The organism is Streptomyces sp. NPDC096105 (assembly GCF_044763335.1).
GTDB lineage: Bacteria > Actinomycetota > Actinomycetes > Streptomycetales > Streptomycetaceae > Streptomyces.
In genome coordinates this window covers 62,256-83,977 of record NZ_JBIWGC010000023.1, presented here as the reverse complement: position 1 = coordinate 83,977, position 21,722 = coordinate 62,256, and the positions used below count along the sequence as shown (strand labels likewise).

Genomic DNA, 21,722 nt, shown 5'->3' with positions numbered 1-21,722 from the left:
AGTGGCAGGACACACCGAGAACAGCATCACCATCGACGCTCCCTTCGACCTCGTCTGGGAGATGACCAACGACCTGGAGAACTGGCCGCGGCTGTTCAGCGAGTACGCGTCGGTGGACATCCTCTCCCGGGAGGGCGCCACGACGACGTTCCGGCTGACCATGCACCCGGACGAGAACGGCAAGGTGTGGAGCTGGGTGTCGGAGCGCACCCCGGACCGCGAGAAGCGGAGGGTGCGCGCCCGCCGCGTCGAGACCGGCCCGTTCGCCCACATGGACATCCTGTGGGAGTACGAGGAGGTGCCGGGCGGCATCGAGATGCGCTGGACGCAGGACTTCGCGATGAAGCCCGACGCGCCGGTGGACGACGCCTGGATGACGGACAACATCAACCGCAACTCCCGCACCCAGATGGCGCTCATCCGGGACAAGATCGAGCAGGCCGCCCGCGAGACCGAGACCGAGACCGCGTCCGTCGCGTCCTCGCGCTGAGCACCGGTCCCGCCGGGGACCCGGAAGGAATCCCATGCACCACGCCCTGATCGTCGCCCGGATGAAGCCCGGCTCGGCGCCGGACATCGCCGACGTGTTCGCCGCGTCGGACCGGGGTGAGCTGCCTCACCTGGTCGGCGTCAGCCGGCGCAGCCTCTTCCGGTTCGGGGACGACGTGTACCTGCACCTCATCGAGTCGGAGCAGGACCCGGCGCCCGCCATCGCGAAGGTGGCCTCGCACCCCGAGTTCCGCCGCATCAGCCAGGAGCTGGAGGCGTACGTCAGCCCGTACGACCCGGCGACGTGGCGCGGCCCGAAGGACGCCATGGCACAGTGCTTCTACCGCTGGGAGCGCGGCGCCGGCTCCTGAGCCGCCGCACACACGAAGGCCCGAGGCCGCCGGTTCCGCGTCAGTCGCGGGACCGGCGGCCTCGGGGTGTGCGGGGGTCCCGGGATCAGCCGGGAACGGTGCATTCGAAGGCGTGCAGGTAGGCGTTGACCGGGCGGATCTCGCCGATGACCAGGCCCGCCCCGGTGAGCCGGTCCACCATGCTCCGCCGGGTGTGCTTGGCGCCCCCGACGTTCAGGAGCAGCAGCAGGTCCATGGCGGTGGTGAAGCGCATGGACGGGGTGTCGTCGACGAGGTTCTCGATCACCACGACCCGGGCGGCGGGGCGCGCCGACCGGCGGATGGCGGCCAGCACCCGGCGGGTGCTGTCGTCGTCCCACTCCAGGACGTTCTTGATGATGTACACGTCCGCTTCGACGGGCACCTCCTCGCGGCAGTCCCCGGCCACGACGCGGGCCCGGGCGGCGAGCGCCCCGCCGTCCCACAGCCGGGGGTCGGCGTTCTCGACGACTCCGGGCAGGTCGAGCAGGGTGCCGTGCAGGTGGGGGTGCTTCTCCAGGAGGCTGGCCAGGACGTGGCCCTGGCCGCCGCCGATGTCCGCCACGGAGGCGGCGTCGCCCAGATCCAGGAGCTTGGCCACGTCCCGCGCGGACTGCTCGCTGGAGGTGGTCATGGCCCGGTTGAAGACGTGGGCGGACTCGGGCGCCGACTCGTTGAGGTAGGTGAAGAACTCCCGGCCGTACACGTCCTCGAAGACGTTGCCGCCGGTGCGCACCGCCTCGTCGAGCCGGGGCCACACGTTCCAGGTCCAGGGCTCGGTGCACCACAGGGCGATGTAGCGCAGGCTGTGCGGGTCGTCCTCGCGCAGCAGCCGGGACATGTCGGTGTGCTCGAAGGTGCCGTCGGGGTTCTCGGCGAAGACGCCCTGGCACGACAGCGCGCGCAGCAGCCGCCGCAGGGTGTGCGGCTGGGTCTTCACCGCCGCCGCCAGGTCGTCGGCGGTCATGGGGTCGTCGTCCAGCGCGTCGGGCACGCCCAGACGGACGGCGGCGCGTACGGCGGCCGCGCAGGCCGCCCCGAACACGAGCTCCCTCAGCCGCATGGGCGGTGGGGGAGCCGGATCAACGGTGGTCATCCGTTGCCTCGCTTCTGCTGTGGTGCCGTGGGTGGGGGGAAGGCGGTCGGGTCAGCACATTCCGGCGGGCTCGGAGAGTGTGCAGGTGTTGCGGCTGAAGGTGTTGGTGGTGGCGGTGTCGCGGTTGGCGAGGTCGGCGGGGCTGTTGCCGGTCACCAGGTTGTCGCGGACGTCGTTGCGCTCGCTGGGCATGCCGACGAGGCTCTTGAAGAGCACGATGCCGCCGGAGAGCGGGGAGGCGCCCTTGTTGTTCTCGACCCGGTTGAACGCCACCCGGGTCTCCTCGACGCCGGTGAGAATGATGCCCGAGCCCTGGAGGTGGGGCAGCCGGGGCGTCGCGGCGCAGTACTTGTTGTTGGCGTGGACGTGGTTCCAGGAGACGCTGAGGTGTCCGGCGCGGGGCTTGGACTCGTCGCCGACGACGAACACGGCGGCGCAGTTGCCGGTGGCCTCGTTGTGGTCGACGCTGAGGTTCCGCAGCCGCCGCACGATGACGCCGACCCGGTTCTCCGCCGTCTCGTTGTGGCGGATCACCGTCTTCTTCGCGTCGCGCGCGCCTTCCTCGGTGTCGACGGTGTTCGCCACGAACAGTCCGGCGTCGCCGTTCCCGCGGGTGACGTTGTGGCTGATCACGCTGCGCGTGGAGCGTTCGGCGGCGATGCCCCACTGGCCGTTCTTCTCGGCGGTCACGGACCGCACCTTCAGGTTCTCGGTGCCGGTGGCCCACACGCCGTTCTTCGCGAACCCGCGCACCGTCAGGGACCGTACGGAGACGTCCTTGAGGGGCTTCTTGTCGGTGCCGGTGACGCAGACGCCGTTGCCCGCCTCGGCGCAGGCGGACGTCCCGGGGCTCGCGGGGGGTTCCAGGACGGTGCGGCCGGCGGCGTCGCCGCGCAGGGTGATGCCGGAGCGGGTGATGTCGACGCTCTGCTCGTAGGTGCCGGCGGCGATCAGCACGGTGTCCCCGGACCGGGCCGCGTCCACGGCCTTCTGGATGGACTGCCCGGGCTGCACGCGGTGCACGGTCGCCTGAGGGGTCGAGGGCGCGGCACCGATCCCGGCCGCGACGACGGCGGTGATGCAGGCGGCACACGCGATGTGACGTTTGTTCATGAGGCCGAAGCTATGAGCGGCCCCGGTGGCCCGCCACCGGTGATCACCCAGCCGGACGCGGACTCGCGGGGGTCGTCGCCGCGCCGTGTCCCGTCCGTCCGCGGCACCGGTTCCGCGACCTCCCACCTGACCGCTCGCCCGTTCGACCGGTGGCCGGGCGCCCCACTGCACCATCGGGAACGCGGCCCCGGCGTCGCACCGCCGGCCGCCCGTCAGAGGCGCCGGTGGACCGGCTGTGGCACGCGTCCCGGCGTCCCCGACGATCAGCGAGGTGGGGCTGCGCACGCGTCCTGGGGACCTGCCGGGACGGTGACGGCACGGCGGTCTGACGGCCCGCGTCACGGGGATGCCCGGCCGGGGGCGGGCCGCGCACCGAACCGGGTGGTGGCAGAGGGAGGCCGGGTGAGGACGGGCGGGGTGACGCCGGTGCCACCCCCTCCCGCGGCACACGCACGCGTGTGTCCGTCCCACCGCCGGTGCGCGGGGGCGGAGGCGGCGGCACGGAACGGCCGGGCCCGCCGGGGCGGGCGGCGGACGCCGGTCAGTTGCCGCGCCAGATGTTGTCGAAGGCCGCGGCCTCGATGGTGCGGCGCTGCCGTTCGCCGGCCAGTTCCGTGACCGCCTGGAGCACAGCGGCCAGCACCGCCGTGTGGTCGTCGGCGAGCCCGGCCGGTTCGTCGCCGCCCCGCTCGGTCAGCCCGGCGGCGGCCGCGAGGGCGCCGAGCACGGGGTCGCCCGACGTCCAGCGCTCCCTCGCCGCCCGGACCCCCGACGGGTCGGCTGGCGCGGTGCGCTGCCGCCGCAGCGGGTTGCGGCTCCGCCGCTCGGGCGCGAGCAGCCCTTCCGCCTCCAGTACGGACCGGTAGCGGGCCGCGAGGTCGCGGCCACGGCGCCAGAGCCAGTCCTCCACGGTCTCGCCCGGTCCCCCGTCCGCGGGCCGCTGCGCGGCCTCGGACAGCAGGGGGTCGCCGGCCGGCGCGGGCCCGTCGGGGACCAGGCGGGTGCCGTCGAGGGCGAGGGTTCCGGCGTCGAGGAGGTCGATCAGTTCCGCCCCGGCGAGGGCGAGCGACAGATCGCCCTGCTCCACGACCGCGCCGTCTCGCGGGTCGGCGGCGACGAGGGCCAGGTCACGCGCTGTGGTCATGAGCAACTCCGGTGTGGGCGGAAGGCCGTTGACTCAACGGTCGCACACCCGCACCCGCCCGACGCGCCCCCGTTGCTCCCCGCTGCCGGGACTTCCTCACGCGGCGAGCGTCTCGTCCGCCTGGCGGAGGCCGGCGCGGCCCGCCCGGTACTGCTCGAGCAGGGCGTCGGCGGCACGCAGGGCCTGCTCGGCGGTACGGGAGCCGGTCATCACGCACAGCGTGTAGGTGGCGTCCTCGAGCGCACGGCTGGTGTGGCCGGTGGGCAGCACGTCGTGCTCGATCCGCGCCTGCGCGAACCGGGCCAGCACCGCACGCAGCTCCTTCTCCGCCGGCATGATCATGGTCGCTTCCTCTCCCCTCGTCGAAGGCCGTCCCACAGCGGGGCGCCAGGCTTGCGATTGCCCCGCCCGGAGAGGTCCATGCCTGTCGGTCCGTCAGTGGCGGGTGACAGCATCGGCGCATGACGGGACACACGGCCTTCGACCGGCGGCCCTTCCTGCTGCGGTGGAGCGGTGAGGGGGCGGACTCCCTGCCGCACGACGAGGCGCGGGACCCGGACGACGAGGCGGCGCGGCGGGCGCGGTGGCTGGGTTTCCCGCCCGCGTCGCAGGAGCGGGTCACGGCGATGGAGGAGCGCCTCGGCCGGCGTATGCCTCCGTCGTACCGGGCCTTCCTCCTGGTCACCGACGGCTGGCGGCACGCGGGCGGGTTCGTGTGGCTGCTGGCGGGGACGGCGGACGCGCGCCGGCACGACAACGCGTCGGAGCCGGCGGACATGTACGAGGAGGACCTGGACGAGGACGCCGGCCCGGAGGAGTGGCGGGAGGCGGGCATCTGGCGGCGCGGGCTCCAGCTCGACGTCCGGTCCGACGCCACGTACGTCCTGCTGGACCCGGAGGACGTGGACGAGGACGGCGAGTGGGCCGTGTACACCTGGGCGAGCCGGCGGGCCGACGCACCGAAGCGGTACACGGACTTCGGGTCCTTCATGGAGGCGATGTACCGGGAGTTCCACAGCCTCCGGGCGCACCGCACCGGCCGGGAGCCCGTGTGCGTCAACGACACGACCCGGGAGCTGGACGCCCGGGTGGACAAGGCCCGCCGGGACGCGCTGCGCGGCGACCGGGAGAGGGCGCTGAAGACGCTGGACGAGGCCGGGGAGTACGGCAGACCGCGGGCCAGGGGTCTGGGCGACCAGATACGCCGCCTGCTCGGCCGGACTCACATGGTGTACTTCCCCGACGTGGTGACCGACCCGAGGTACGCTCCCGAACTCCTGCCTCCCCTGGCGGCCGAGCACGCCGCCCACTCCTACCGCGGCGACGCCTCCCTGACCTTCCCCCTGCGGGGCGCGGACGACGCCCTGGTGTCCCAGGCCTTCGCGACCCTGGAGCAGGTGCGCGCCGGCACGTACCGGTACACGGCCCCCGGCCCCTTCGGCGAGGCGGTCGACCGGGCACGCGAGCTGGCCCGCTGGGGCGACACCGACCAGGCATGGCGCACCTTGACGGACGCCCTGCCCCTGTGGCGGCCACTGGGCCCGGACCACCTGGTCCCCCTCGGCTGGGTGGCCGGCCCGGTCCTCGGACCGCTGTTCACCGTGGAACGGGGCCGCGAACTGCTGTCCACGCCCAGGGGCGGACACCCGGGAGAGGCGCCCGCCCCGACGCCCGGCCTCGACCCGCCCGGCCTGGCCTGGCTCGCGGATCCCGGACCGGGAGGCGGACGAGGGCCCTACCGCTTCGTCCTGGTGGAAGGGGTGGAGCCGGAGGAGCTGCCCGCGCGTCTGGGCGACGAGGACGCGGAGGGTGCGGCGCTCGACACCCCCGAGACCCTCCGGGAGGCGCGGCGGCGCCTGCCGCGCGGCCCAAGGGAGTCCTCGTCCTACGACGACAGGCCGGTCATGGCGGTCGGCCGGGCCGGCGCCGGTGGAGCTTCGCCTTCGACGGGGACCCGGCCCCGTTCGCCCCTCGGCGCTTCGTCTCCCCCGCCGCGTCCGCCGCTGCGGGCACCCGCGCGGTGGTGGTGTGGAGCGACCTCGGAGCCCGGCGGGGAGAGTCGTCCTTCCACCTCTCGGTGGCACGCGACGGCACACGGGAGTACGCCTTCACCTGCACGGACGGCGAGATCCGGCGCACCGGTGACATCCCCCGGGCACTGGACCCGGACCGCTTCTTCGCCGTGCCCGGGGCCGGCGCCGCGGTGGAACGGCCGCTGCTGGAAGCCGTGGCCGAGCACTTCGGCGTCCGTCTCCCCCGCCACGTTCTCCTGAACGGCCGTCTGCACACCGTCACCACCCGCTCGTGGATCCGGCCGCCGGGGGACGGCGAGACGTACCTGGTGTGGTCCATGGCGTGAGGACGCCGGTCGCGGGGCCCGCCCCTCGTGACCGGCCGGCGGTCACGAACCCTGGCGGTCCCCGGTGTCCCCGCTCTCCTCGGCCTCGGCGTCCGCGGGGGCCTCGACCCCCTCCAGGGGGTTGCCCGCCGTCGTGCCGCGGCCGGTCTGGTAGCCCTCCTTGGCGCTCCCCTCGCCCGGGATCGTCCGGTCCTGCGCCTGCTGCTCGCCGCCGGAGTGGGCGCCGGGCTCCTCGCCGCTGCGCGCCCGGCCGTAGCGGTCGGTGTCCTGGTCCTGCTGCCCGGTCATGTCCGTTCCTCTCGTCGCGTCGGCGGCCCGCCGGGTTCCCGGTGACGGACAGCGTGAAACGCCCACCGCGGCATGGGGCCGGCGCGGCACCGGAACGGGGTCCTTGGCGTGCCGGTCCCGTGCCGGCCGGCCTGCGCCACGGCGCGTTCCGCCACCCCGGCGGAAATCCACGCATGGTCACCCGGTGTCGCCACCGGCCTGAGCCGGCAGAAGTGATCCAACCGCCCGGCAACGGACAGATCCGCCGGGAACGCTGACTTTGCGCTTTCACGAGACGGCCTGTCCAGTGGCTGATCGGAGGATCGGCCACGGTCCGACCGCCCGCGGGGGAGCCCCGTCGGCTGTTGTCGCCCCCTGTTCTCCGAGCAGGCCCCCCGGTGAGGGCACGGTCGAAGACCATGACGTCCTTGATGCCGCCCGGGAAGTGATCGACCGGCCTCCCGCCGTAACGGCCCCGGCCGATGACGAAGGGCCCCTCGGACACGATCAGGATCCTGTCGCGGACCGCACCCTCCTGGACGCCGTTCACGAAGAGGCGCAGCTCCCCGGCGACGCTGTCGCAGACACCGGTCAGACGGGTCCACGCAGCGGCGGCCGGGGCGGACGTCGACGTGACGCGCAGGTCCGGACGGGCGAAGGCCCAGCGGCCCCCGTCGGAGGAGTACTGGAGGCAGAAGCCGCTGGTTTCCCCGCCGTCCTGGCGGACCGCGGTGACGAAGTGCGGAGGGATCACACCGAGCCGGACCCACGCGCCGACGGTGAAGCTGCCGCGCGCCGTGTCGATCACCACGCTTTGAAGGTCGGCAGGAGGGGCCGCCGCGTGGTGCCCCGACGTACATCCCCACGGTTTGACGGTGTCGGCGTTTCGGCCATTTCCTGTCCGCAGCCGCTCCAGGCCGGACCAGGGACCGGGCGCCTGCGGGGTGGGCTGACGCAGGGAACAGCGGGCTTCCCAGCACGACCGAATGACGTGTGTTCGATATCGCCGCCGTGTCGTTGGACCTCACGACTCAGTCGTAGCGACCGTCCCAGGGGGAACGATGACCTCGGCCATCACGCAGGACCAGCCGCCACAACCACCCGAGGGGGCCGCGCCGGACGACGAACCGCAGGACGCCGGTGTTCGAGAAGAGAAATACCTCTACCGCGACGAGTCGAGGCTCCAGGCCGGTTCCCTGCTGACCTCCCGCACCATGGCGCGCCGCCTGCCCGCACTCGTCCGACGCTCGGTGCGGATGGCCTGGCGCGTGGACCGCGGCGCGACCATCGGTCTGCTGGTGTGCCAGATCGGGACCGGCGTCCTCGCGGCCCTGGGACTCCTGGCCGTCACGGGCACGATCACGGCGCTGATCTCCTCGGGTGACATCACCGAGCGGCTGCGGGACGCCGCCCCGCAGCTGGCCGTGATCGCCGGCGCCACCGGCCTGCGCGCGCTGCTGGGCATCGCCGTCGTCTGGCTGACCGGCCGTCTGCGCCCGGTGCTCGGCCGGGCGGCGGAGCTGACGATGATCGAGGCCACGCTCGGCGCGGAACTGGCCGCCAACAACAAGCCCGGCTACAACGACGCCTACGACATCGCCGACCGCGGCGCCCAGGTCACCCCCGACCTCGTCGAAGAAGCGCAGGACGTGCTCGCGGCGACCGCCACGCTCACGGCCGGCGCCACCGTCCTGACCGTCCTGCACCCCCTGCTCCTTCCCCTTCTCTTCCTCGCGTGCCTGCCGCAGGCCGCCGCGTACGTCCGCTCCGCACGCGTGATCTACCTCGCCGGGCTGGAGACCTCCGGGCGGCGCCGGATGCTGGGCAAGCTGCGCTGGCACATGGCCTATCAGGAGTCGAGTGAGGAGATGCGCGCCTGCCTGGCCGGCCCGTTCCTGATCGGGCGGTACCGGCGGCTGGCCGCCTCGGTCAACGCCGCCGAGCGCAAGGCCGCGAACACCGGTGCCTGGATGGGGCTGGCCGGAGCCGTGGCCGGCGGAGTCGCCTCGGCCGCGGTGTGGGCGGCGCTGCTGTGGCTCCTGGCCTCCGGGCGGATGAGCCTCGCGGCCGGCGGCGGCGCCGTCTTCGCCCTCCAGACCGCCACCGGCTCGGTGCGCGGCATCATCAACGGCGGGGCCCGCCTGGTGCGGACCGGCTGGTACGTGCAGGACTGGCAGAACTTCCTCGACGACGCCCACGGCCAGGCCATGGCCGACTCGCGCGGCACCGCGCCCGTGACCGCGCCCCCGGAGCGCTTCGAGGTCCGCGACGTCACCTACCGCTACGACGGCGCCCCCAAGGCCAGCCTGAGCAACGTTTCCCTGCACGTGCGGCGCGGGGAGATCGTGGCGCTGGTCGGGGAGAACGGCTCCGGCAAGACGACCCTCTCGCGCCTGCTGTGCGGACTGCTGCTGCCCACCGAGGGCGACGTGGCCTGGGACCACGCCTCCACCGCGGACCTGGACCCGTGGGGGTCGTGGGAGCACGTCGCGCTGGTGCCGCAGAAGTTCACCTACCTGCCGCTGACGATGCGCGACAACATCACCTTCGGGCAGGGCGACACCAGCGACGCGGCTCTGCTCGCCGCCTGCGAGGCGTCCGGCGCCGCGGAGATGCTGCCGGGTCTGCGCTCCGGCCTGAACACCCTGCTGACCAGCGAGTGGTTCGGTGGGCAGCAGCTTTCCGGCGGGCAGTGGCAACGCCTTGTCCTCACCCGCGCGTTCCACCGGCAGGCGTCGCTGCTGGTGATGGACGAACCCACGGCCGCCCTCGACGCCCGCGCCGAGCACCGGATCTTCGCCGGCCTGCGCGAACTGGCCAAGGACCGCGCCGTCCTGCTGATCACGCACCGCCTCACCAACGTGGCCGTCGCCGACCGGATCGTGGTGTTGAACGAGGGGCGGATCGTGCAGGAGGGCACCTACGCCCAGCTCACCCAGCAGGCAGGGCTGTTCCGGACCCTGTGGGAGCTGCAGCGCCGGATGAGCGACGACACCCCTGATCACCCGGCCTGAGCCCGGCCGCCGTTCCGCCAGGCCGAGACGGCGGCCCGCTCCCGACGCGTCCTTCGCACCACGTCCCGACTGCCCGACGCACCTCCCCGGAAGGAGTGCCGTGCCTACTTCACCGGCCGCCGAAGCCGGCGACCCGAGCGAGCTTCGCCACCGACTCGTCGAGCAGCTCCGCGCCGGCCACCACATCCGCTCCGCCGCGGTCGAGCGCGCCTTCCGCACCGTGCCCCGCCACGTCTTCGCCCCCGAGGTCCCCTTCCCCGCTGCGTACGCCAGTGACATCGTCGCCACCCGTCACAGCGCGACGGCACCATCACCAGTTCCTTGTCCGCACCCTGGCTGCAGGCCGGCACGCTGGAAGCCGCCCGGATCCAGCCCGGCCACCGCGTCCTGGAGACCGGCTCCGGAGGCTACGACGCTGCCCTCCTGGCCGAACTCGCCGGTTCGGCCGGTCACGTCACCACCCTGGACATCGACACGGCCGTCACGGAGCGGGCCCTCCGCTTCCTGCCCGAGGCCGGACACGGGACCGTGCCGCTGGACATCGACCGCGGCGAGTACCTGCTCCACCTTCGCGACGACTTCCCCGGCCGGATCCGGGAGCCGGGCATGTGGTCCCTGCTGGGCGGTGGGCGGGAGCCCCAGGACACCGCCCTGGAGCACGCCGTCCGGTCCGACTCCGTCCGGTCCACGGCTCGAGACTCCGGCAGTTCCCCGGCGGCGAGCTGGGAGATCCGCATGGCTCTCATGCGATCGACGGTGAGCCTTCGCCCCGGCTCGAAGGTCGAGCCGGGGCGTTCGCTGATGTGAGTGGTTCAGCAGCAGGAGCATCCCGAGCCGCAGCCGCAGCCCATCAGCGTTCCGGGCACCGGCGGCGCGGTGGGGGCGGCCGGCGCGCAGCAGCCCTTCCCCTGCCAGGCGTCGCGGCCCTCCTTGACGGCGATCGCGGCGATGACGAGGGCGGCGATCGGGTCGGCCCAGGACCAGCCGAGCAGCAGGTTGGCCAGCAGGCCGACCAGGAGCACGGCGGAGAGGTAGGTGCACAGCAGGGTCTGCTGGGAGTCGGCGACCGCGGAGGCGGAGCCGAGCTCGCGGCCGGCCTTGCGTTGGGCTGCCGACAGGAAGGGCATGATCGCCAGCGAAAGGGCGGCGAGGACGATGCCGGTAATCGAGTGGCCGGCCTCGCCGGTGCCGGTCAGCGCGCGGGCGGCATCGACGGTGACGTAGGCCGCGAGCGCGAAGAACGACACGGCGATGATCCGCAGAGTGCGCTGCTCGCGTGCTTCGCGGACAGCGGGGTCGCCGGCGGAGAACTGCCAGGCGACCGCTGTGGCGGAGGAGACCTCGATGACGGAGTCGAGTCCGAAGCCGATCAGGGCGGTCGACGAGGCCAGGGTGCCTGCGGTGATCGCGACCACGGCTTCGATGACGTTGTAGGCGATGGTCGCGGCGACGAGCAGGCGTATGCGCCGGGTGAGCGTGTCACGGCGGACCGGGCTGGGGCCGAGGGACAGAGCGGTCATTCAGCAGCAGTCCTTCTCGTCCGCATCCGGGCAAGTCTTGTCCGCCTCGACCGCGACGACAGCTGTCCGCAGGTCGTCGAGCGCGTGGCCGAGGCGTTCGTCGGCGAGTTCGTAGCGTGAGCGTCGGCCGTCGGGGACGGTGACGACCAGGCCGCAGTCGCGCAGGCAGGCCAGGTGGTTCGACAGCCGGGTGCGGGAGATGCCCAGGGCGTCGGCCAGGTCGGCCGGGTAGGCGGGAGTCTGGCGGAGGGCGAGCAGGATGCGGCAGCGGATGGGGTCGGCGAGGGCGCGGCCGAACCGCGCCAGCACCTCGATGTCAGCAGCGAGTGTCGGCACCCCCTGAGAGTACATCGAATCCTGAATTCAGAGAATCCTGGATTATGAGGCCGGTGACCTCCTCTGCGCAGGCGTTGTCCTGCCCGCCGATGCGCTTCCAGGGGTCGGCGGTGTTCTGGTGGACGCCGGGCAGCCGGCTGACCATGACCGCGGGCAGCTCGGAAGCCGGCTCGACGAGTGCAGTGCCGCGGGCCGTGCGAGGCCGGATGCCGAGCGGACGGAGGCGGCGGACAGGCCGGCTGCGGCTGAGGTGCTGGGCCGGTGAGCGGCACAGCCCGGAACGGATGCACCTCATCGCGGGGCTCGGCGGCGTACCTCACCGGCCAGCCCGCAGTCACCGCACTTCGAGCCGTTCGGCGCGCGGTAGTAGAGGCAGCAGCTTCGGCGGCGGAACGCGAGGTCGGGGCCGGTGAGCACTCCGGTGCCCGCCAGGCGTCCGGTGTTGAGCAGCGCGGTCGTGAGGCCGGTGAGCGGCCCGCGTACGGCGGGGCGGAGCGCGAGCAGGGCGTGGGCCGCCCCGGCGAGCGCCGACGCCGAGTTGCCGTCCAGCAGACGCGGGGCGACCTTGACGCGCAGTCCGTCGGCCAGTGCCGACAGGTGTCGTGTCACCTGCTGGTACAGGGCGCGGGCACCGCCGTCGTCGAGCCGGTCGGCGTACCAGCCGGCCGGGCGGGGCACCCGGAGGGCCGGTCCGTCGCCGGCCCGCTGCAGTCCCTCCAGGTCGGGGACGATCCCGTGCAGGACGACGCAGGCCAGGGCCGGTGACCAGAGGCGGGCGGCGTGACCGAGCTGGGCGATGGAGACGGCGACGCGCGGTTCCGGAGTGCGGTGGCGGCGTGCGACGGCTTCGGCGAGGTCGGTGAAACCCGCCGCGTAGGAACGGGCGATCGGATGCCAGCCGTCGTCCCGTCCGCCGACCTGCGGGGCGAAGAAGCCGCCGAGGCCGGCCACGTCGTGCAGTGCGGCGGTGACGGACGCGGTTGAGGCACGGGCTTCGTGCACGCTTCCTGTCCTCCCTCCGGCTCTCCGTCCGTACGGTCAGGAGGCCGTACGCCGTCGCGGCGGCGTGATGGCGTACAGGTCGAGGATGTCCGGCCGGGGTGCGACGCCCGGTCCGCCGGCGCGTGCCCAGGCGGCGATGTCCTCGGTCGTGTCCGGGTCGTTGACCAGCCCCGGCCAGACCGGCCGGGCGCCGGCGGCCCGGCCTTCGGCGGAGGGCTGGACGACGACGACGTTGGCGTGTTCGCAGACGTCGAGGCAGCCGGAGACGCGTACCGGTGCCGCGGCACGCAGGCGTTCGGTCCGGGCCGCGTGGTCGACGCCGGTCACCTTGGGGCTGCCGCAGCAGCAGTCGCGGCACACCACGATGCGGCACGGCACGGTGCCGGTGGCCGCTGCGGGCCTCTCGTCGTCCGTCGTCGGTCCGGTCGGCGGTGCGGACATGCGGCGCCGTCCCTCTCTCCGGGGAGATCCGCCCCGGTGGTCCGTCGAGGAGGCGACCGCGTGAGTCTCCTGGCTCCCGGGTCGATGCCCGTCCCGGCCTTCCCACCCGTTGCCGGGCCGTGGCCTGCCGGGACCCGCTCGCCGGTCACAGTGGCGGGACCGCGCCGGATGCACACCGGCTTCCTCGTTCCGCCGTCGCCCTGTCGCCGGCCGTCATCCCATCCCGGGACGCCGTCCGGCCCGCCCGGTACCGGCCGTCAGTCCGTCTCCTGGGCGTGGGGGGCCGTCGCGGGCGGGTGGACCGGACGGTCCCGTCCGCCGTCACGGCCGGACACCGCCACGACGACGAGCCCGACGACGACGGCCGCGACGGCGACCCGTCCCGCCGCCCGTACCCACCAGCCCGGCCGGGCCGAGCGGGCGTGGAGGGCGGAGGCGATGAGCACGGTCGCGGCGAGGGAGAGAACGGGCCAGCCGCGCATCAGATTGACCACCAGGGTGAAACCGACCGCCGACGCGGCGACGGAGTCGGCCCATGCCGGCCCCCTCCTGTCCTCGCGGTGCGCGAAGCGGGCCATCGCGACGAGGCCGACGAGGAAACTGACGAACACGGCGACTGCGCAGAAGAGCACGAGCTCCTGTTCCTCACCCGCCGCGGCCACGATGATGAGCGCCGCCGCGGCCAAGTAGACGACGACGGACCAGTACGGCGTGCGGTGGCGGTTCACCCTGCTCAGGATGGGCGGCAGCACACCGGGGCGCTCGGGGTCCCGGCCAGCGTCTTCAGCAGGCCGGGGCCGGCCTGGAACCCCGAGCTGCCCGCCGCGGAGCAGCAGGAGGGAGCTGGTCAGCTGGAAGGCCCCGTACAGTCAGCCGGAGCCCACCGCGGCGTGCGCGATGTCGGCGATCTGGGTCGGCTCCTCCTCGGGTATGCCGATGTGCAGGCGTACGGCCAGTGCGGTCAGCACCAGGGTCAGGCCGCCCACGATGACCGGTAGCAGCGCCAGCGTGCCGCGTCCGAAACGGCGCCGCTGGGTGTCGTCGAGCCGGCCGAGCTGGGCGATGACCGTGGACGGGGCCTCGACTCCGGTGGCCGGGGCCATGGCGACGGGGAATGCGAGAACGACGGCTGTCGCAGCCGAGCGACCGGGGTCCGTCTCCTGGGGTGCGTGCCCGGTCGTGTGGGGTGAAAAGAGCACCGAGCGTCGAGGGCCACGAGCGCTCACCGGCGTGAGGGACGCTCCGGCGGTCTGTCGGGACATGGTCATGTGGGGGACCTTTCGCGGCGAGCGGCTTTCCCCTGTCCAGAGCAACGCCGTCCAGGGCGGCGAAGGGGCTGCCAGGAGAAGGTCAGAACTGCGTCAGGAAGGCATCAAGGATCCGCTGACGGCGAGGATCAGGTTTTTTACTTTGTTCACTACTCTCTGAACATTCGATACGATCGATGCATGCAGATCCAACTGGGCGCCCTCGTGTCCGAGCCGTGGTTCGTCACCGCTCTCGCGCTGGCCGCCGTGGTCGGCGACGCGCTGCTGCCGTTTCTGCCCAGCGGCAGTCTCGTGATCGCCGCCGCACTGCTCTCCCTGGACCATGGCGGCGCACCGATCGCGCTGGCGATCGCCGTCGCGGTCGCCTCGTTCCTCGGCGATCTCGTCGTCGTCGCGCTCGCCCGTGGTGGCTCTGCCCGAGCGGACGTCTTGCTCGAACGGCACGTGAAACTCGCCTCGGGCGCGGGCCGGCTGAGCCGCCATCTCGCGCGGCGGCTGCCAGCCGCGACGGTGGCGGGGCGATTCGTGCCCGCCGGCCGTACCGTCCTCGGCCTGACGCTGGGCGCCGTGCCGGGGCAGCGTGCCCGCTATCTGCGCTGGTCGGCTGTCGGCGGCCTGGCCTGGGCCTGCTACCTCGTGGTATTAGGCGTGGTGAACGGCCTGTGGTTCGAGACCCGCTGGATCGGCTTCGCGGTGTCGACGGCCGCGGCGATCACCCTCAGCGCCTGCCTGGCCCGCTCGCTGCGCCGCCGGGCCGCCGCCGAAGGGTCGCCGGCTTCCTCATCCCAGGCCGGAGGCCTGGAGGACTCCGCAGGCCGTGTCCGTGTCGATGCAACGGGTGAGGCGCCGCAGATCGTCATTGCCGGTGCGCAGGGTTCCCCGCGCACAGGAGTGCCGTACGCCCTCCTCCACCGTGTGCCACAACAGCGGATTGCCGGTCAGCACGCGCGCGGCGATGTCCACCCGGCCGCCCGCGTCGTCGCACAGGAGCACCCGCGAGGAGACGCCATCGGCCCACTCGGCGGCCACGAGGCGGTCCGTGCGCACCGACGTGCGGCTGAGGATCCCGTGGGCAGCGATCCACCCCTCCCCCACGCTCACCCTCGCTGGAACCAGCACCACCAGCAGCAACGTGCTCAGGCCCGTCCACAGTGCGGCCCGAACCGGGCTGAGCCCGCCCATGCCCGCGTCCGTCACGAACAGCAGCTCGAGCACCAGCGCCGACCATGCCGCGCCGTACCGCAGTTCGCGGGACCAGTGCCGCTCGTGGACCACCCCGGCCCGGGTGCTGCTCCCCGTGGCGTCCGGGGTGGGCCGGGCCTGTACGCGGTGTCGCGACGTACGGCGTTTTGTCCGCCGGCCGCGCTTCACCGCTGTTCACCGCTCCCCGCCGGGACCGCCGTGCCCAGCAGGAAGCCTCCGACGGGTATCTCGGCGTAGGGAGCGAGGCGGAAGGCGCGTACGGGCGTGTCGCTGCCGCCGCCCAGTACGCAGCCAGCCAGGTCCATGGCACCGGCGACGAGCGAGAGAGTCTGGAGCAGGACACCGGTGTTCTTCGGCGTCAGCGCGTAGGAGTGAGCCGCGTACTTCCAGGAGAGTCGCTTGATGCGGGACACCACGGTGAGGTGGACGTCGGGCACGGCTCGCTCTCCGGCGGCGGCGCTCGCCTCGCGCAGCAACTGATCCATGGCGCCGGGGTGATCCGGGAGCTCGGTGAGGGCGTGGCCGAGCGGGTCGTAGTGGTACAGACCCGGATCGAGTCCGTCGCAGCGGCGTACGGCGGCGTACAGCTCGAGTTCGTGGGCGGAGCCCGCGCTCGGGTAGGGCCTGCTGGTGACGGCGTACGGGCGGTCGTCCTCGCTGCGGGCGGACAGCACCGTCCGGACGCGGGCGGCCCGGTGGAGGAAGCTGCCCGATTGCCTGCGCGTCAGCGGTCGGCCGCCGAATGCGCGCCGGGAGCGACGGCCCTCCAGCACTTCGGTGAACGGGCGGTCCTCACGTGCGGTCCGTGCCAGGTCCGGCCCGTGCAGCGGTACCCGGCGCCCCGCCGGGAGGGGCCGGCAGAGCGGCTCCGGCTGTTCGGTGCCGCGGAGCGGGAACACCGGCCCGAACGAACGGTCACGGGGACCAGCCCGGCCGCCGTCGAAAGCCAGCAGTTCGTGGAAGGTCCAGCCCGACGACCGGCGCGCCCTGGCCGCCCGAGAGGTCCCACACCTCCGGTGCGGGGCCGAACGCCCGCAGCAGTCCCCAGTACCTGGGCGACGAGCGGTTCGGTACACAGGGCTCCGGCCTCCGGCAGGAGGCGGGGACAGCTTTCGCCGGGCGCGCCGTCGGGCCAGTTCCCGTACGGCGGCGAAGAGGGCCGTCTCCACGGCGGCGTCCCAGCTCTCGGCGCACGCGGTCCCCGCGGCTGCGGCTCGCAGGAGGGAGGCGGGAAGCGGATGCGGACGCCGGTCGGTCAGGCGCTCGGCGTGGAGGAGGTCACCGGACAGCGGAAGTGCCGTCCGCGCGTTCCGTAACGCGTAGGTCGCCGCGGCGCGGCGCAGCGCGTCGGCCTCCGCCGCCCGCGGATCGAGGTCTGCGCCGACGGCCGGTTCCCCTCCCGCGACGGCGCAGCACGCCACGGTGAGCGGGATCTGGTCGCCGTACTGAGACGTGGGCGGCCCGTACGGACCGGTGATGCCGTCAGCGACAGCGTCGAGGCGTTCGGTGAGCTCGTCCGTGCCGAGCGTGATGTGCTCGCGTAGGGTCCTCATCCGCATCTCGAAGGCGGCGGTGCTCCGAGCTGCTCCAGATCGAGGAGAGAGGTGGTGCTCTCCGTTTCCCACTCCTTTCGGCCGGCTCGGCGGGACGAACGAATTGGTATCCCGCTCCCCGGGCAGATGACCACCTCTCCGCCCGTCTCCCCGGACCTGGCCTCGAACCCCGGTTGACCTGCACTGACAGCGCGTTGATGCGGTGTTTCCGACGTGCTTCTGATGCTGCGTGCACGCAATTCTGGCCTCGCTCTTGCGACAACTTGTCCGACAGTTGCCCACGGACTTCCGCCCCTCTGGCACGTGTTTTCCGTGACATCCCCGATGCTGAGGCCCAGGCATTGGAGAGGGAGGAGGGGACGCGTGAAGAAGGTCCATTTCGACGGCACCCATCGCGTCCGGCGCCCGGAGGAGACCTGGGCACTCATCGACGGGTTGCGGGGCCGGTTCGGCATCACGCGGGTCGCGGACGTCACCGGGCTGGACATCCTGGGGATACCGGTCGTGATGGCGGTGCGGCCGGCGGCGAAGACCCTCACCGTCTCGCAGGGCAAGGGCACGTGCCTCCTTCTCGCCCGTGTATCCGCCATCATGGAGTCCGTGGAGCTGTGGCACGCCGAGTACGCCTGCCCCGCTCCGGAGGTCAGGAAGGCTCCCGCGTTCGGGCTGGACCTCCCCTACGACGTGCGGGACTTGCAGCAGCACCACGGGAGTCTGCTGACCGATCGAACCCTGCTGGACTGGGTTGTCGGCGCCGACGCCCTGACCGGAGCGCAGACGCTGGTTCCCCGCTCCTACGTCACGGTCGACCACCAGGTCTCCGATGCCTGGCAGCCGCCCCTGTTGCACGGTTCCACGAACGGGCTGGCCAGCGGCAACAGTTACGACGAGGCGGTCACGCACGCCCTGTACGAGGTGATCGAGCGGGACTGCACGGCGGGGATCGGCGCGGTGCCCGTCGCCGAGCGTCGGCATGTGGATCCGGCGACCGTGGACGACCCGTTGTGCGCGGAGGTCCTCTCCCGGATCACGGCGGCCGGCGTCTGGGTCGAGATCGTCGATGTCCCCAACCGCTGGGGGCTGCCTTGCTTTGTCACGTACATCTGGTCAGAGGACTTTCCCGCGCTGGCGGTCGGCTCCGGCGTGCACGCTTCTCCCGCCGTGGCACTGAGCCGGGCCGTCACCGAGTCGGCGCAGAGCCGCCTGACCGCGATCGCGGGAAGCCGCGACGACCTGGCCGCGGCCCTCTTCCCCAACGGCCTCGCTCTTCCGGGCCCGCCCCCGGTCACGGAAGGAGAGACGGTCTCCTGGCGGGACGTCCCCGCCGTCCCGCACGAGTTCGCCGAGGACACCGACGAAGCACGCTGGCTCGCGGAGGAGGTGAGCCGGCACACCGGTCGACCGCCGGTCGTCGTCGACCTGAGCACCGAGAGCGAGTTCAGCGTGGTGAAGGTCGTGGCCGCGGGTCTGGAGTTCGACGGCCGCCACGAGATCCCCCGTCCGCTCACCGCTTCGGCGTCCGGCCGCCTTCCGCAGGAGATCTCATGACCACCCATGTGTTCATCGGGCCCACGCTGTCCGCGGAGGAGGTCCTGGCCGGACTGCCCGCAGCGGTGGTGCACGGCCCCGTACGGCACGGCGATCTCCTCGCTCTTGAGGCGGGCGCGGACGACACGGTGGTCGTCATCGACGGCGTGTTCCATCGGACGGCGCCGGTTCGTCACAAGGAGATCACCGACGTACTGGCCCGTGGCGCGCGGGTCATCGGAGCCTCCAGCACGGGTGCCCTGCGTGCGGCCGAGCTGTGGCCGTACGGCATGGAGGGCGTCGGGCTGGTCTTCGGGATGTACGTACAGGGCACCCTGGACGCCGACGACGAGGTGGCGGTCGGCCGTCTGCCGTCCGGCGACCACTGGCAACTCACCGTCCCATTGGTCAACGTGCGGTGGTCGATCTCCAACGCGGTCGCCCAGGAGGTGCTGGACGAGAAGCACGGCGCGGAGGTCTTGGCGGCGGCACGGTCGGTGCACTACACGGAACGTTCCTGGGGCGCCGTCGCGCACGCGGCGGGTCGCCACTCGCCGGTGGCGGGTGAGGCCGCCGTGGCACTGCGGCGGTTCGCCGAACGTAATCCGGCGTCCTCGGATCTCAAGCGCCGGGATGCCCTGCTGGCGCTGTCGCACTGCGCCACGCCCCGGCCGGCGTCCGCCCCGGCGACGGGATGGTCGACTCCCGCCTGGATGGTGCCGAACACGATGTATCTGGAACGCTGGCGCGGCATGTTCCGGCCCACGGTACCCGGAACCGGTCCGGGTACCGTCTCGGAGCTCGATGTGCTGCGCTTTCAGCAGTTGTACGCGCCGGGCTTCCCTGCCCGTTACCGGCGTTTCGCCCTGACCCGTATCGCCGGTCCGCTCCTGGCCTCCGAGGACCGGGGCCTTGTCCACGCCGCACTGAAAGCGGCGGCCGGGCGCGGGATCACAGCCCAGCAGGTGCCGCGGGACGCCTGGACGTACTGGCTGACACCCGGCGAACTGCGGAAGGGCAGCGTCGAGGGCCGACTGCTCAAGCTGCTGGTCCGGTCGTTCCGCAGTGTCCCGGGAGCGGCGCCTTTCCATGACGCGCCCGAGGAACTGCGGGACACGGACACGGCCTGGAGGTCGAGTGCCGACGCCGTGTCCGCCGCCGACCGCCTCAACCAGCAGAGGGCGCGGACCGGTGAACGCCGCACACCGCGGCACCTGCCGCACGCCGTGGTGCGGCGCCATCTGGCGGACGTCTGGCGCGTGGAGGAGCAGGCAGAACTGGAGGCCGCGGCACGCGATCGCGGCTTTCTGTCCCTCACCGAGGCCGAGGAAGCAGCGCGGCGATTCGTGCTGCTGCACCGCGCCCAGCGGTGACATCCGGGCGATGCCCACCCGCTCCGCCGATACCGGTGCCCCGTCGAGTCGACGGGGCATCCGTGCGTTCGCATTCCGCTCCGACCGGCGTGTCAGGCCCCTCGGCTCGCGCTGCGGAGGATCCCCTCTTCCTCCTCCCAGCGCTTCCACAACAGAGGCATCTCCTTGGCCAGCCAGGCATAGAAGTCGTGCATCGTCTGCAGCCGCTCCTTGCGCTGGGCCGGCGCCCCCTCCAGGATCCGCAGGCCCTGTTCCGTGATGTCGACGAACGACTGGTAGTGCTCGGCCTGGCTCTTGGCCAAGGCCGGCCACACGCCTTCCTTGATCCGGTAGTAGTCCCGGCGCTCACCGGGCCGCGAGATCTTCTCCACCATGCCGCTCGGCACCAGGAATCGCGTCGCGGCGCTGACGGACCCCTTGCTGGCCTGAAGAACCTCGACGAGATCGCCGGCCGTCTGCTCCGCCGGATCGCAGATCAGCAACCAGGCGAGCACCCTCCCGGCCATGCGGAACAGCCCTTGGCGCTCAAGGCTGATCGCGGCTTCCTCGACGAAGGCGAGCTCTTCCTCGGTGGCAGCGGGCCTGCCCTGTGCACTCCGTTCCATTTGTTCAGGATACACCGAACATAGAGAACCTGCCGATCACGCATCGACCCGGCTTTCGCCGCTCAACCCCTGCGGACGCAGCCTTGCGCATTTCATACATTTATTTGCAGCTTGCCTGATATTGCTCTGATACAGGGCTTTCGTTGGGATCGGTAACGTCATGGCGAGCGCAGCAGACCGTCATTCCCGACGCAAAGGACCCTCATGTCTCGACTGCCTGCCCTTTTCGCTGTCCTGTCGGCGCGCGGCCTGGCCAAGCAGCTGGGCGTCTACCTCGCCGGCTGCTTCGTCTTCGCCGCGGGCGCCACCCTCTTCATCCACTCCGACCTCGGGACCGACCCGCTGGACGTGCTCGCCCTGGGCCTCAAGGAACACATCCCGATCACCATCGGCATCGCCCAGGCGGCGATCGCCGCGGTGTGCATCGCGGTGTGGTCCATGTGGAACCGACGCCGCCCGGTCGTGGCCCCCTTCATCACGTTCTTTCTGTGCGGCAGCCTGATCGACCTCATGCTGCTCACCGACATGTCGTGGATCGGAAGCGTCCCGTCGCTCGCGACGGCGGTCCTGCTGTGCGCCTACGGCTCAGCCCTGATCATCATGAGCGGCATCGGCATACGCGCCATGGACCTGATCGTCATCACCATGACCCTTCGCTGGAAGTGGCCCTTCTGGGCGGCGAAGGCGGGCATCGAGGCGGTTCTCCTCGGCCTCGGCTTCCTCCTGGGCGGTCCCGTCGGCATCGGGACGCTGTGCTTCCTGGTCTTCGTCGACGGCCTGATCCAGCCGTTCATGGCGCTCAACCGGAGAGTGCTGCGCCTGACCAACCACGGGCTGGCGGAGCAGCCGACGCGGCCGGAGGCCGTCCAGGTCACCGCGTGACGGACAGAAGTCGGCCGCGTCCTGCCATCGGCCTCATCCAGGGCACGCTCGTCGCCAGAGCGAAGCGAGCCGGTCGGCCACATCCCGCGACTGCCGCTGCGGGCGCCAGTGTGCTCAGCGCTCTTGCCGGGCCGGCGATCC

23 protein-coding genes, 2 pseudogenes and 1 riboswitch are annotated in these 21,722 nt (G+C 72.5%); of the genes and pseudogenes, 8 read left to right on the top strand and 17 right to left on the bottom strand.

The annotated features are described in order from the left end of the window. Window position 1 precedes the first annotated feature (1 nt). Together ACIQ8B_RS27770 and ACIQ8B_RS27765 are read left to right on the top strand one after the other, a co-directional pair. Entirely contained in the window at window positions 2–490 is a 489-nt protein-coding gene (locus ACIQ8B_RS27770) for an SRPBCC family protein (protein WP_403550553.1), read from the top strand. A gap of 34 nt (window positions 491–524) precedes the next feature. After that, window positions 525–860, top strand: a complete 336-nt coding sequence (locus tag ACIQ8B_RS27765; protein WP_106415489.1) for a TcmI family type II polyketide cyclase — start codon at window positions 525–527, stop codon at window positions 858–860. 85 nt (window positions 861–945) lie between these two features. On the opposite strand, the gene ACIQ8B_RS27760 is transcribed toward ACIQ8B_RS27765, so the two are convergent. The 4 genes from ACIQ8B_RS27760 to ACIQ8B_RS27745 form a co-directional block, all read right to left on the bottom strand. Then, window positions 946–1,974 carry a methyltransferase gene (locus ACIQ8B_RS27760; protein ID WP_290005032.1) on the bottom strand — a complete coding sequence of 343 codons (1,029 nt, stop codon included), beginning with the start codon at window positions 1,972–1,974 and terminating at the stop codon, window positions 946–948. 51 nt (window positions 1,975–2,025) lie between these two features. Further along, window positions 2,026–3,087 (bottom strand): nitrous oxide reductase family maturation protein NosD, encoded by a 1,062-nt coding sequence (locus tag ACIQ8B_RS27755; protein ID WP_403550551.1) that lies wholly within the window; start codon window positions 3,085–3,087, stop codon window positions 2,026–2,028. A 541-nt stretch (window positions 3,088–3,628) separates the two neighbouring features. After that, a complete protein-coding gene (locus ACIQ8B_RS27750) occupies window positions 3,629–4,231 on the bottom strand; it encodes a GPP34 family phosphoprotein (protein ID WP_391664210.1) in 603 nt (200 codons plus the stop codon). Window positions 4,232–4,327: 96 nt separating this feature from the next. Then, a complete protein-coding gene (locus tag ACIQ8B_RS27745; protein ID WP_106415485.1) occupies window positions 4,328–4,573 on the bottom strand; it encodes a DUF5133 domain-containing protein in 246 nt (81 codons plus the stop codon). Between the two features lie 119 nt (window positions 4,574–4,692). On the opposite strand from ACIQ8B_RS27745, the pseudogene ACIQ8B_RS27740 reads away from it, so the two are divergent. Next, window positions 4,693–6,590, top strand: a pseudogene (locus ACIQ8B_RS27740) (SMI1/KNR4 family protein). Window positions 6,591–6,632: 42 nt separating this feature from the next. Here the strand turns inward: ACIQ8B_RS27740 and ACIQ8B_RS27735 are convergent. Both ACIQ8B_RS27735 and ACIQ8B_RS27730 read right to left on the bottom strand, forming a co-directional pair. Next, window positions 6,633–6,878 (bottom strand): hypothetical protein, encoded by a 246-nt coding sequence (locus ACIQ8B_RS27735; RefSeq protein WP_403550548.1) that lies wholly within the window; start codon window positions 6,876–6,878, stop codon window positions 6,633–6,635. 388 nt (window positions 6,879–7,266) lie between these two features. Next, window positions 7,267–7,665: pseudogene (locus ACIQ8B_RS27730) on the bottom strand (LamG-like jellyroll fold domain-containing protein); the annotation flags it as partial. 253 nt (window positions 7,666–7,918) lie between these two features. On the opposite strand from ACIQ8B_RS27730, the gene ACIQ8B_RS27725 reads away from it, so the two are divergent. Then, window positions 7,919–9,871, top strand: a complete 1,953-nt coding sequence (locus ACIQ8B_RS27725; RefSeq protein ID WP_403550546.1) for an ATP-binding cassette domain-containing protein — start codon at window positions 7,919–7,921, stop codon at window positions 9,869–9,871. Between the two features lie 109 nt (window positions 9,872–9,980). Here ACIQ8B_RS27725 and ACIQ8B_RS27720 read toward each other — a convergent pair whose 3' ends face one another. Continuing rightward, complete coding sequence (locus ACIQ8B_RS27720) at window positions 9,981–10,103, bottom strand: hypothetical protein (protein WP_290005044.1); 123 nt, start codon at window positions 10,101–10,103, stop codon at window positions 9,981–9,983. An 89-nt stretch (window positions 10,104–10,192) separates the two neighbouring features. Between ACIQ8B_RS27720 and ACIQ8B_RS27715 the strand changes: the two genes are divergently transcribed. Next, a complete protein-coding gene (locus tag ACIQ8B_RS27715; RefSeq protein WP_403550544.1) occupies window positions 10,193–10,678 on the top strand; it encodes a hypothetical protein in 486 nt (161 codons plus the stop codon). A 5-nt stretch (window positions 10,679–10,683) separates the two neighbouring features. Here ACIQ8B_RS27715 and ACIQ8B_RS27710 read toward each other — a convergent pair whose 3' ends face one another. The 9 genes from ACIQ8B_RS27710 to ACIQ8B_RS27670 form a co-directional block, all read right to left on the bottom strand. Next, window positions 10,684–11,391, bottom strand: a complete 708-nt coding sequence (locus tag ACIQ8B_RS27710; RefSeq protein WP_403550542.1) for a cation transporter — start codon at window positions 11,389–11,391, stop codon at window positions 10,684–10,686. Next, entirely contained in the window at window positions 11,392–11,727 is a 336-nt protein-coding gene (locus ACIQ8B_RS27705) for an ArsR/SmtB family transcription factor (RefSeq protein WP_403550540.1), read from the bottom strand. A 291-nt stretch (window positions 11,728–12,018) separates the two neighbouring features. Then, window positions 12,019–12,729 carry a (2Fe-2S)-binding protein gene (locus tag ACIQ8B_RS27700; protein WP_403550538.1) on the bottom strand — a complete coding sequence of 237 codons (711 nt, stop codon included), beginning with the start codon at window positions 12,727–12,729 and terminating at the stop codon, window positions 12,019–12,021. A 36-nt stretch (window positions 12,730–12,765) separates the two neighbouring features. After that, window positions 12,766–13,170 (bottom strand): (2Fe-2S) ferredoxin domain-containing protein, encoded by a 405-nt coding sequence (locus ACIQ8B_RS27695; protein ID WP_403550536.1) that lies wholly within the window; start codon window positions 13,168–13,170, stop codon window positions 12,766–12,768. A 62-nt stretch (window positions 13,171–13,232) separates the two neighbouring features. Then, window positions 13,233–13,359: riboswitch (cobalamin riboswitch) on the bottom strand. A gap of 68 nt (window positions 13,360–13,427) precedes the next feature. After that, the gene (locus tag ACIQ8B_RS27690) at window positions 13,428–13,898 is read right to left on the bottom strand and encodes a hypothetical protein (RefSeq protein WP_403550534.1); all 471 of its coding nucleotides are present in this window, start codon (window positions 13,896–13,898) and stop codon (window positions 13,428–13,430) included. 141 nt (window positions 13,899–14,039) lie between these two features. After that, complete coding sequence (locus ACIQ8B_RS27685) at window positions 14,040–14,273, bottom strand: hypothetical protein (protein ID WP_403550532.1); 234 nt, start codon at window positions 14,271–14,273, stop codon at window positions 14,040–14,042. Window positions 14,274–14,531: 258 nt separating this feature from the next. Continuing rightward, window positions 14,532–14,882, bottom strand: a complete 351-nt coding sequence (locus ACIQ8B_RS27680) for a hypothetical protein (protein ID WP_403550530.1) — start codon at window positions 14,880–14,882, stop codon at window positions 14,532–14,534. Between the two features lie 336 nt (window positions 14,883–15,218). Beyond that, entirely contained in the window at window positions 15,219–15,713 is a 495-nt protein-coding gene (locus ACIQ8B_RS27675; protein ID WP_403550529.1) for a hypothetical protein, read from the bottom strand. A 92-nt stretch (window positions 15,714–15,805) separates the two neighbouring features. Then, window positions 15,806–17,194, bottom strand: coding sequence for a SagB family peptide dehydrogenase (locus ACIQ8B_RS27670; protein WP_403550527.1), 1,389 nt, complete (start codon window positions 17,192–17,194; stop codon window positions 15,806–15,808). 363 nt (window positions 17,195–17,557) lie between these two features. Between ACIQ8B_RS27670 and ACIQ8B_RS27665 the strand changes: the two genes are divergently transcribed. Further along, window positions 17,558–18,742, top strand: a complete 1,185-nt coding sequence (locus ACIQ8B_RS27665) for a YcaO-like family protein (RefSeq protein WP_403550525.1) — start codon at window positions 17,558–17,560, stop codon at window positions 18,740–18,742. Then, window positions 18,739–20,094, top strand: coding sequence for a TfuA-like protein (locus ACIQ8B_RS27660; protein WP_403550523.1), 1,356 nt, complete (start codon window positions 18,739–18,741; stop codon window positions 20,092–20,094). Before ACIQ8B_RS27665 ends, ACIQ8B_RS27660 begins: the two co-directional genes overlap by 4 nt. A gap of 92 nt (window positions 20,095–20,186) precedes the next feature. Here the strand turns inward: ACIQ8B_RS27660 and ACIQ8B_RS27655 are convergent, their stop codons facing one another. Continuing rightward, window positions 20,187–20,699: a GbsR/MarR family transcriptional regulator gene (locus ACIQ8B_RS27655; protein ID WP_290005065.1), complete on the bottom strand. Its 513-nt coding sequence runs from the start codon at window positions 20,697–20,699 to the stop codon at window positions 20,187–20,189. Between the two features lie 204 nt (window positions 20,700–20,903). On the opposite strand from ACIQ8B_RS27655, the gene ACIQ8B_RS27650 reads away from it, so the two are divergent. Next, window positions 20,904–21,581, top strand: a complete 678-nt coding sequence (locus ACIQ8B_RS27650; protein WP_403550521.1) for a YitT family protein — start codon at window positions 20,904–20,906, stop codon at window positions 21,579–21,581. Window positions 21,582–21,722: the final 141 nt, after the last annotated feature.

What these genes read in the sequence shown, in the direction of transcription:
- ACIQ8B_RS27655 (WP_290005065.1), bottom strand. Translation starts at nt 20,699, where the DNA reads ATGGAACGGAGTGCACAGGGCAGGCCCGCTGCCACCGAGGAAGAGCTC.
- ACIQ8B_RS27670 (WP_403550527.1), bottom strand. Translation starts at nt 17,194, where the DNA reads ATGAGGACCCTACGCGAGCACATCACGCTCGGCACGGACGAGCTCACC.
- ACIQ8B_RS27695 (WP_403550536.1), bottom strand. Translation starts at nt 13,170, where the DNA reads ATGTCCGCACCGCCGACCGGACCGACGACGGACGACGAGAGGCCCGCA.
- ACIQ8B_RS27755 (WP_403550551.1), bottom strand. Translation starts at nt 3,087, where the DNA reads ATGAACAAACGTCACATCGCGTGTGCCGCCTGCATCACCGCCGTCGTC.
- ACIQ8B_RS27765 (WP_106415489.1), top strand. Translation starts at nt 525, where the DNA reads ATGCACCACGCCCTGATCGTCGCCCGGATGAAGCCCGGCTCGGCGCCG.
- ACIQ8B_RS27725 (WP_403550546.1), top strand. Translation starts at nt 7,919, where the DNA reads ATGACCTCGGCCATCACGCAGGACCAGCCGCCACAACCACCCGAGGGG.
- ACIQ8B_RS27660 (WP_403550523.1), top strand. Translation starts at nt 18,739, where the DNA reads ATGACCACCCATGTGTTCATCGGGCCCACGCTGTCCGCGGAGGAGGTC.
- ACIQ8B_RS27760 (WP_290005032.1), bottom strand. Translation starts at nt 1,974, where the DNA reads ATGACCACCGTTGATCCGGCTCCCCCACCGCCCATGCGGCTGAGGGAG.
- ACIQ8B_RS27750 (WP_391664210.1), bottom strand. Translation starts at nt 4,231, where the DNA reads ATGACCACAGCGCGTGACCTGGCCCTCGTCGCCGCCGACCCGCGAGAC.
- ACIQ8B_RS27710 (WP_403550542.1), bottom strand. Translation starts at nt 11,391, where the DNA reads ATGACCGCTCTGTCCCTCGGCCCCAGCCCGGTCCGCCGTGACACGCTC.
- ACIQ8B_RS27735 (WP_403550548.1), bottom strand. Translation starts at nt 6,878, where the DNA reads ATGACCGGGCAGCAGGACCAGGACACCGACCGCTACGGCCGGGCGCGC.
- ACIQ8B_RS27650 (WP_403550521.1), top strand. Translation starts at nt 20,904, where the DNA reads ATGTCTCGACTGCCTGCCCTTTTCGCTGTCCTGTCGGCGCGCGGCCTG.
- ACIQ8B_RS27745 (WP_106415485.1), bottom strand. Translation starts at nt 4,573, where the DNA reads ATGATCATGCCGGCGGAGAAGGAGCTGCGTGCGGTGCTGGCCCGGTTC.
- ACIQ8B_RS27685 (WP_403550532.1), bottom strand. Translation starts at nt 14,273, where the DNA reads ATGGCCCCGGCCACCGGAGTCGAGGCCCCGTCCACGGTCATCGCCCAG.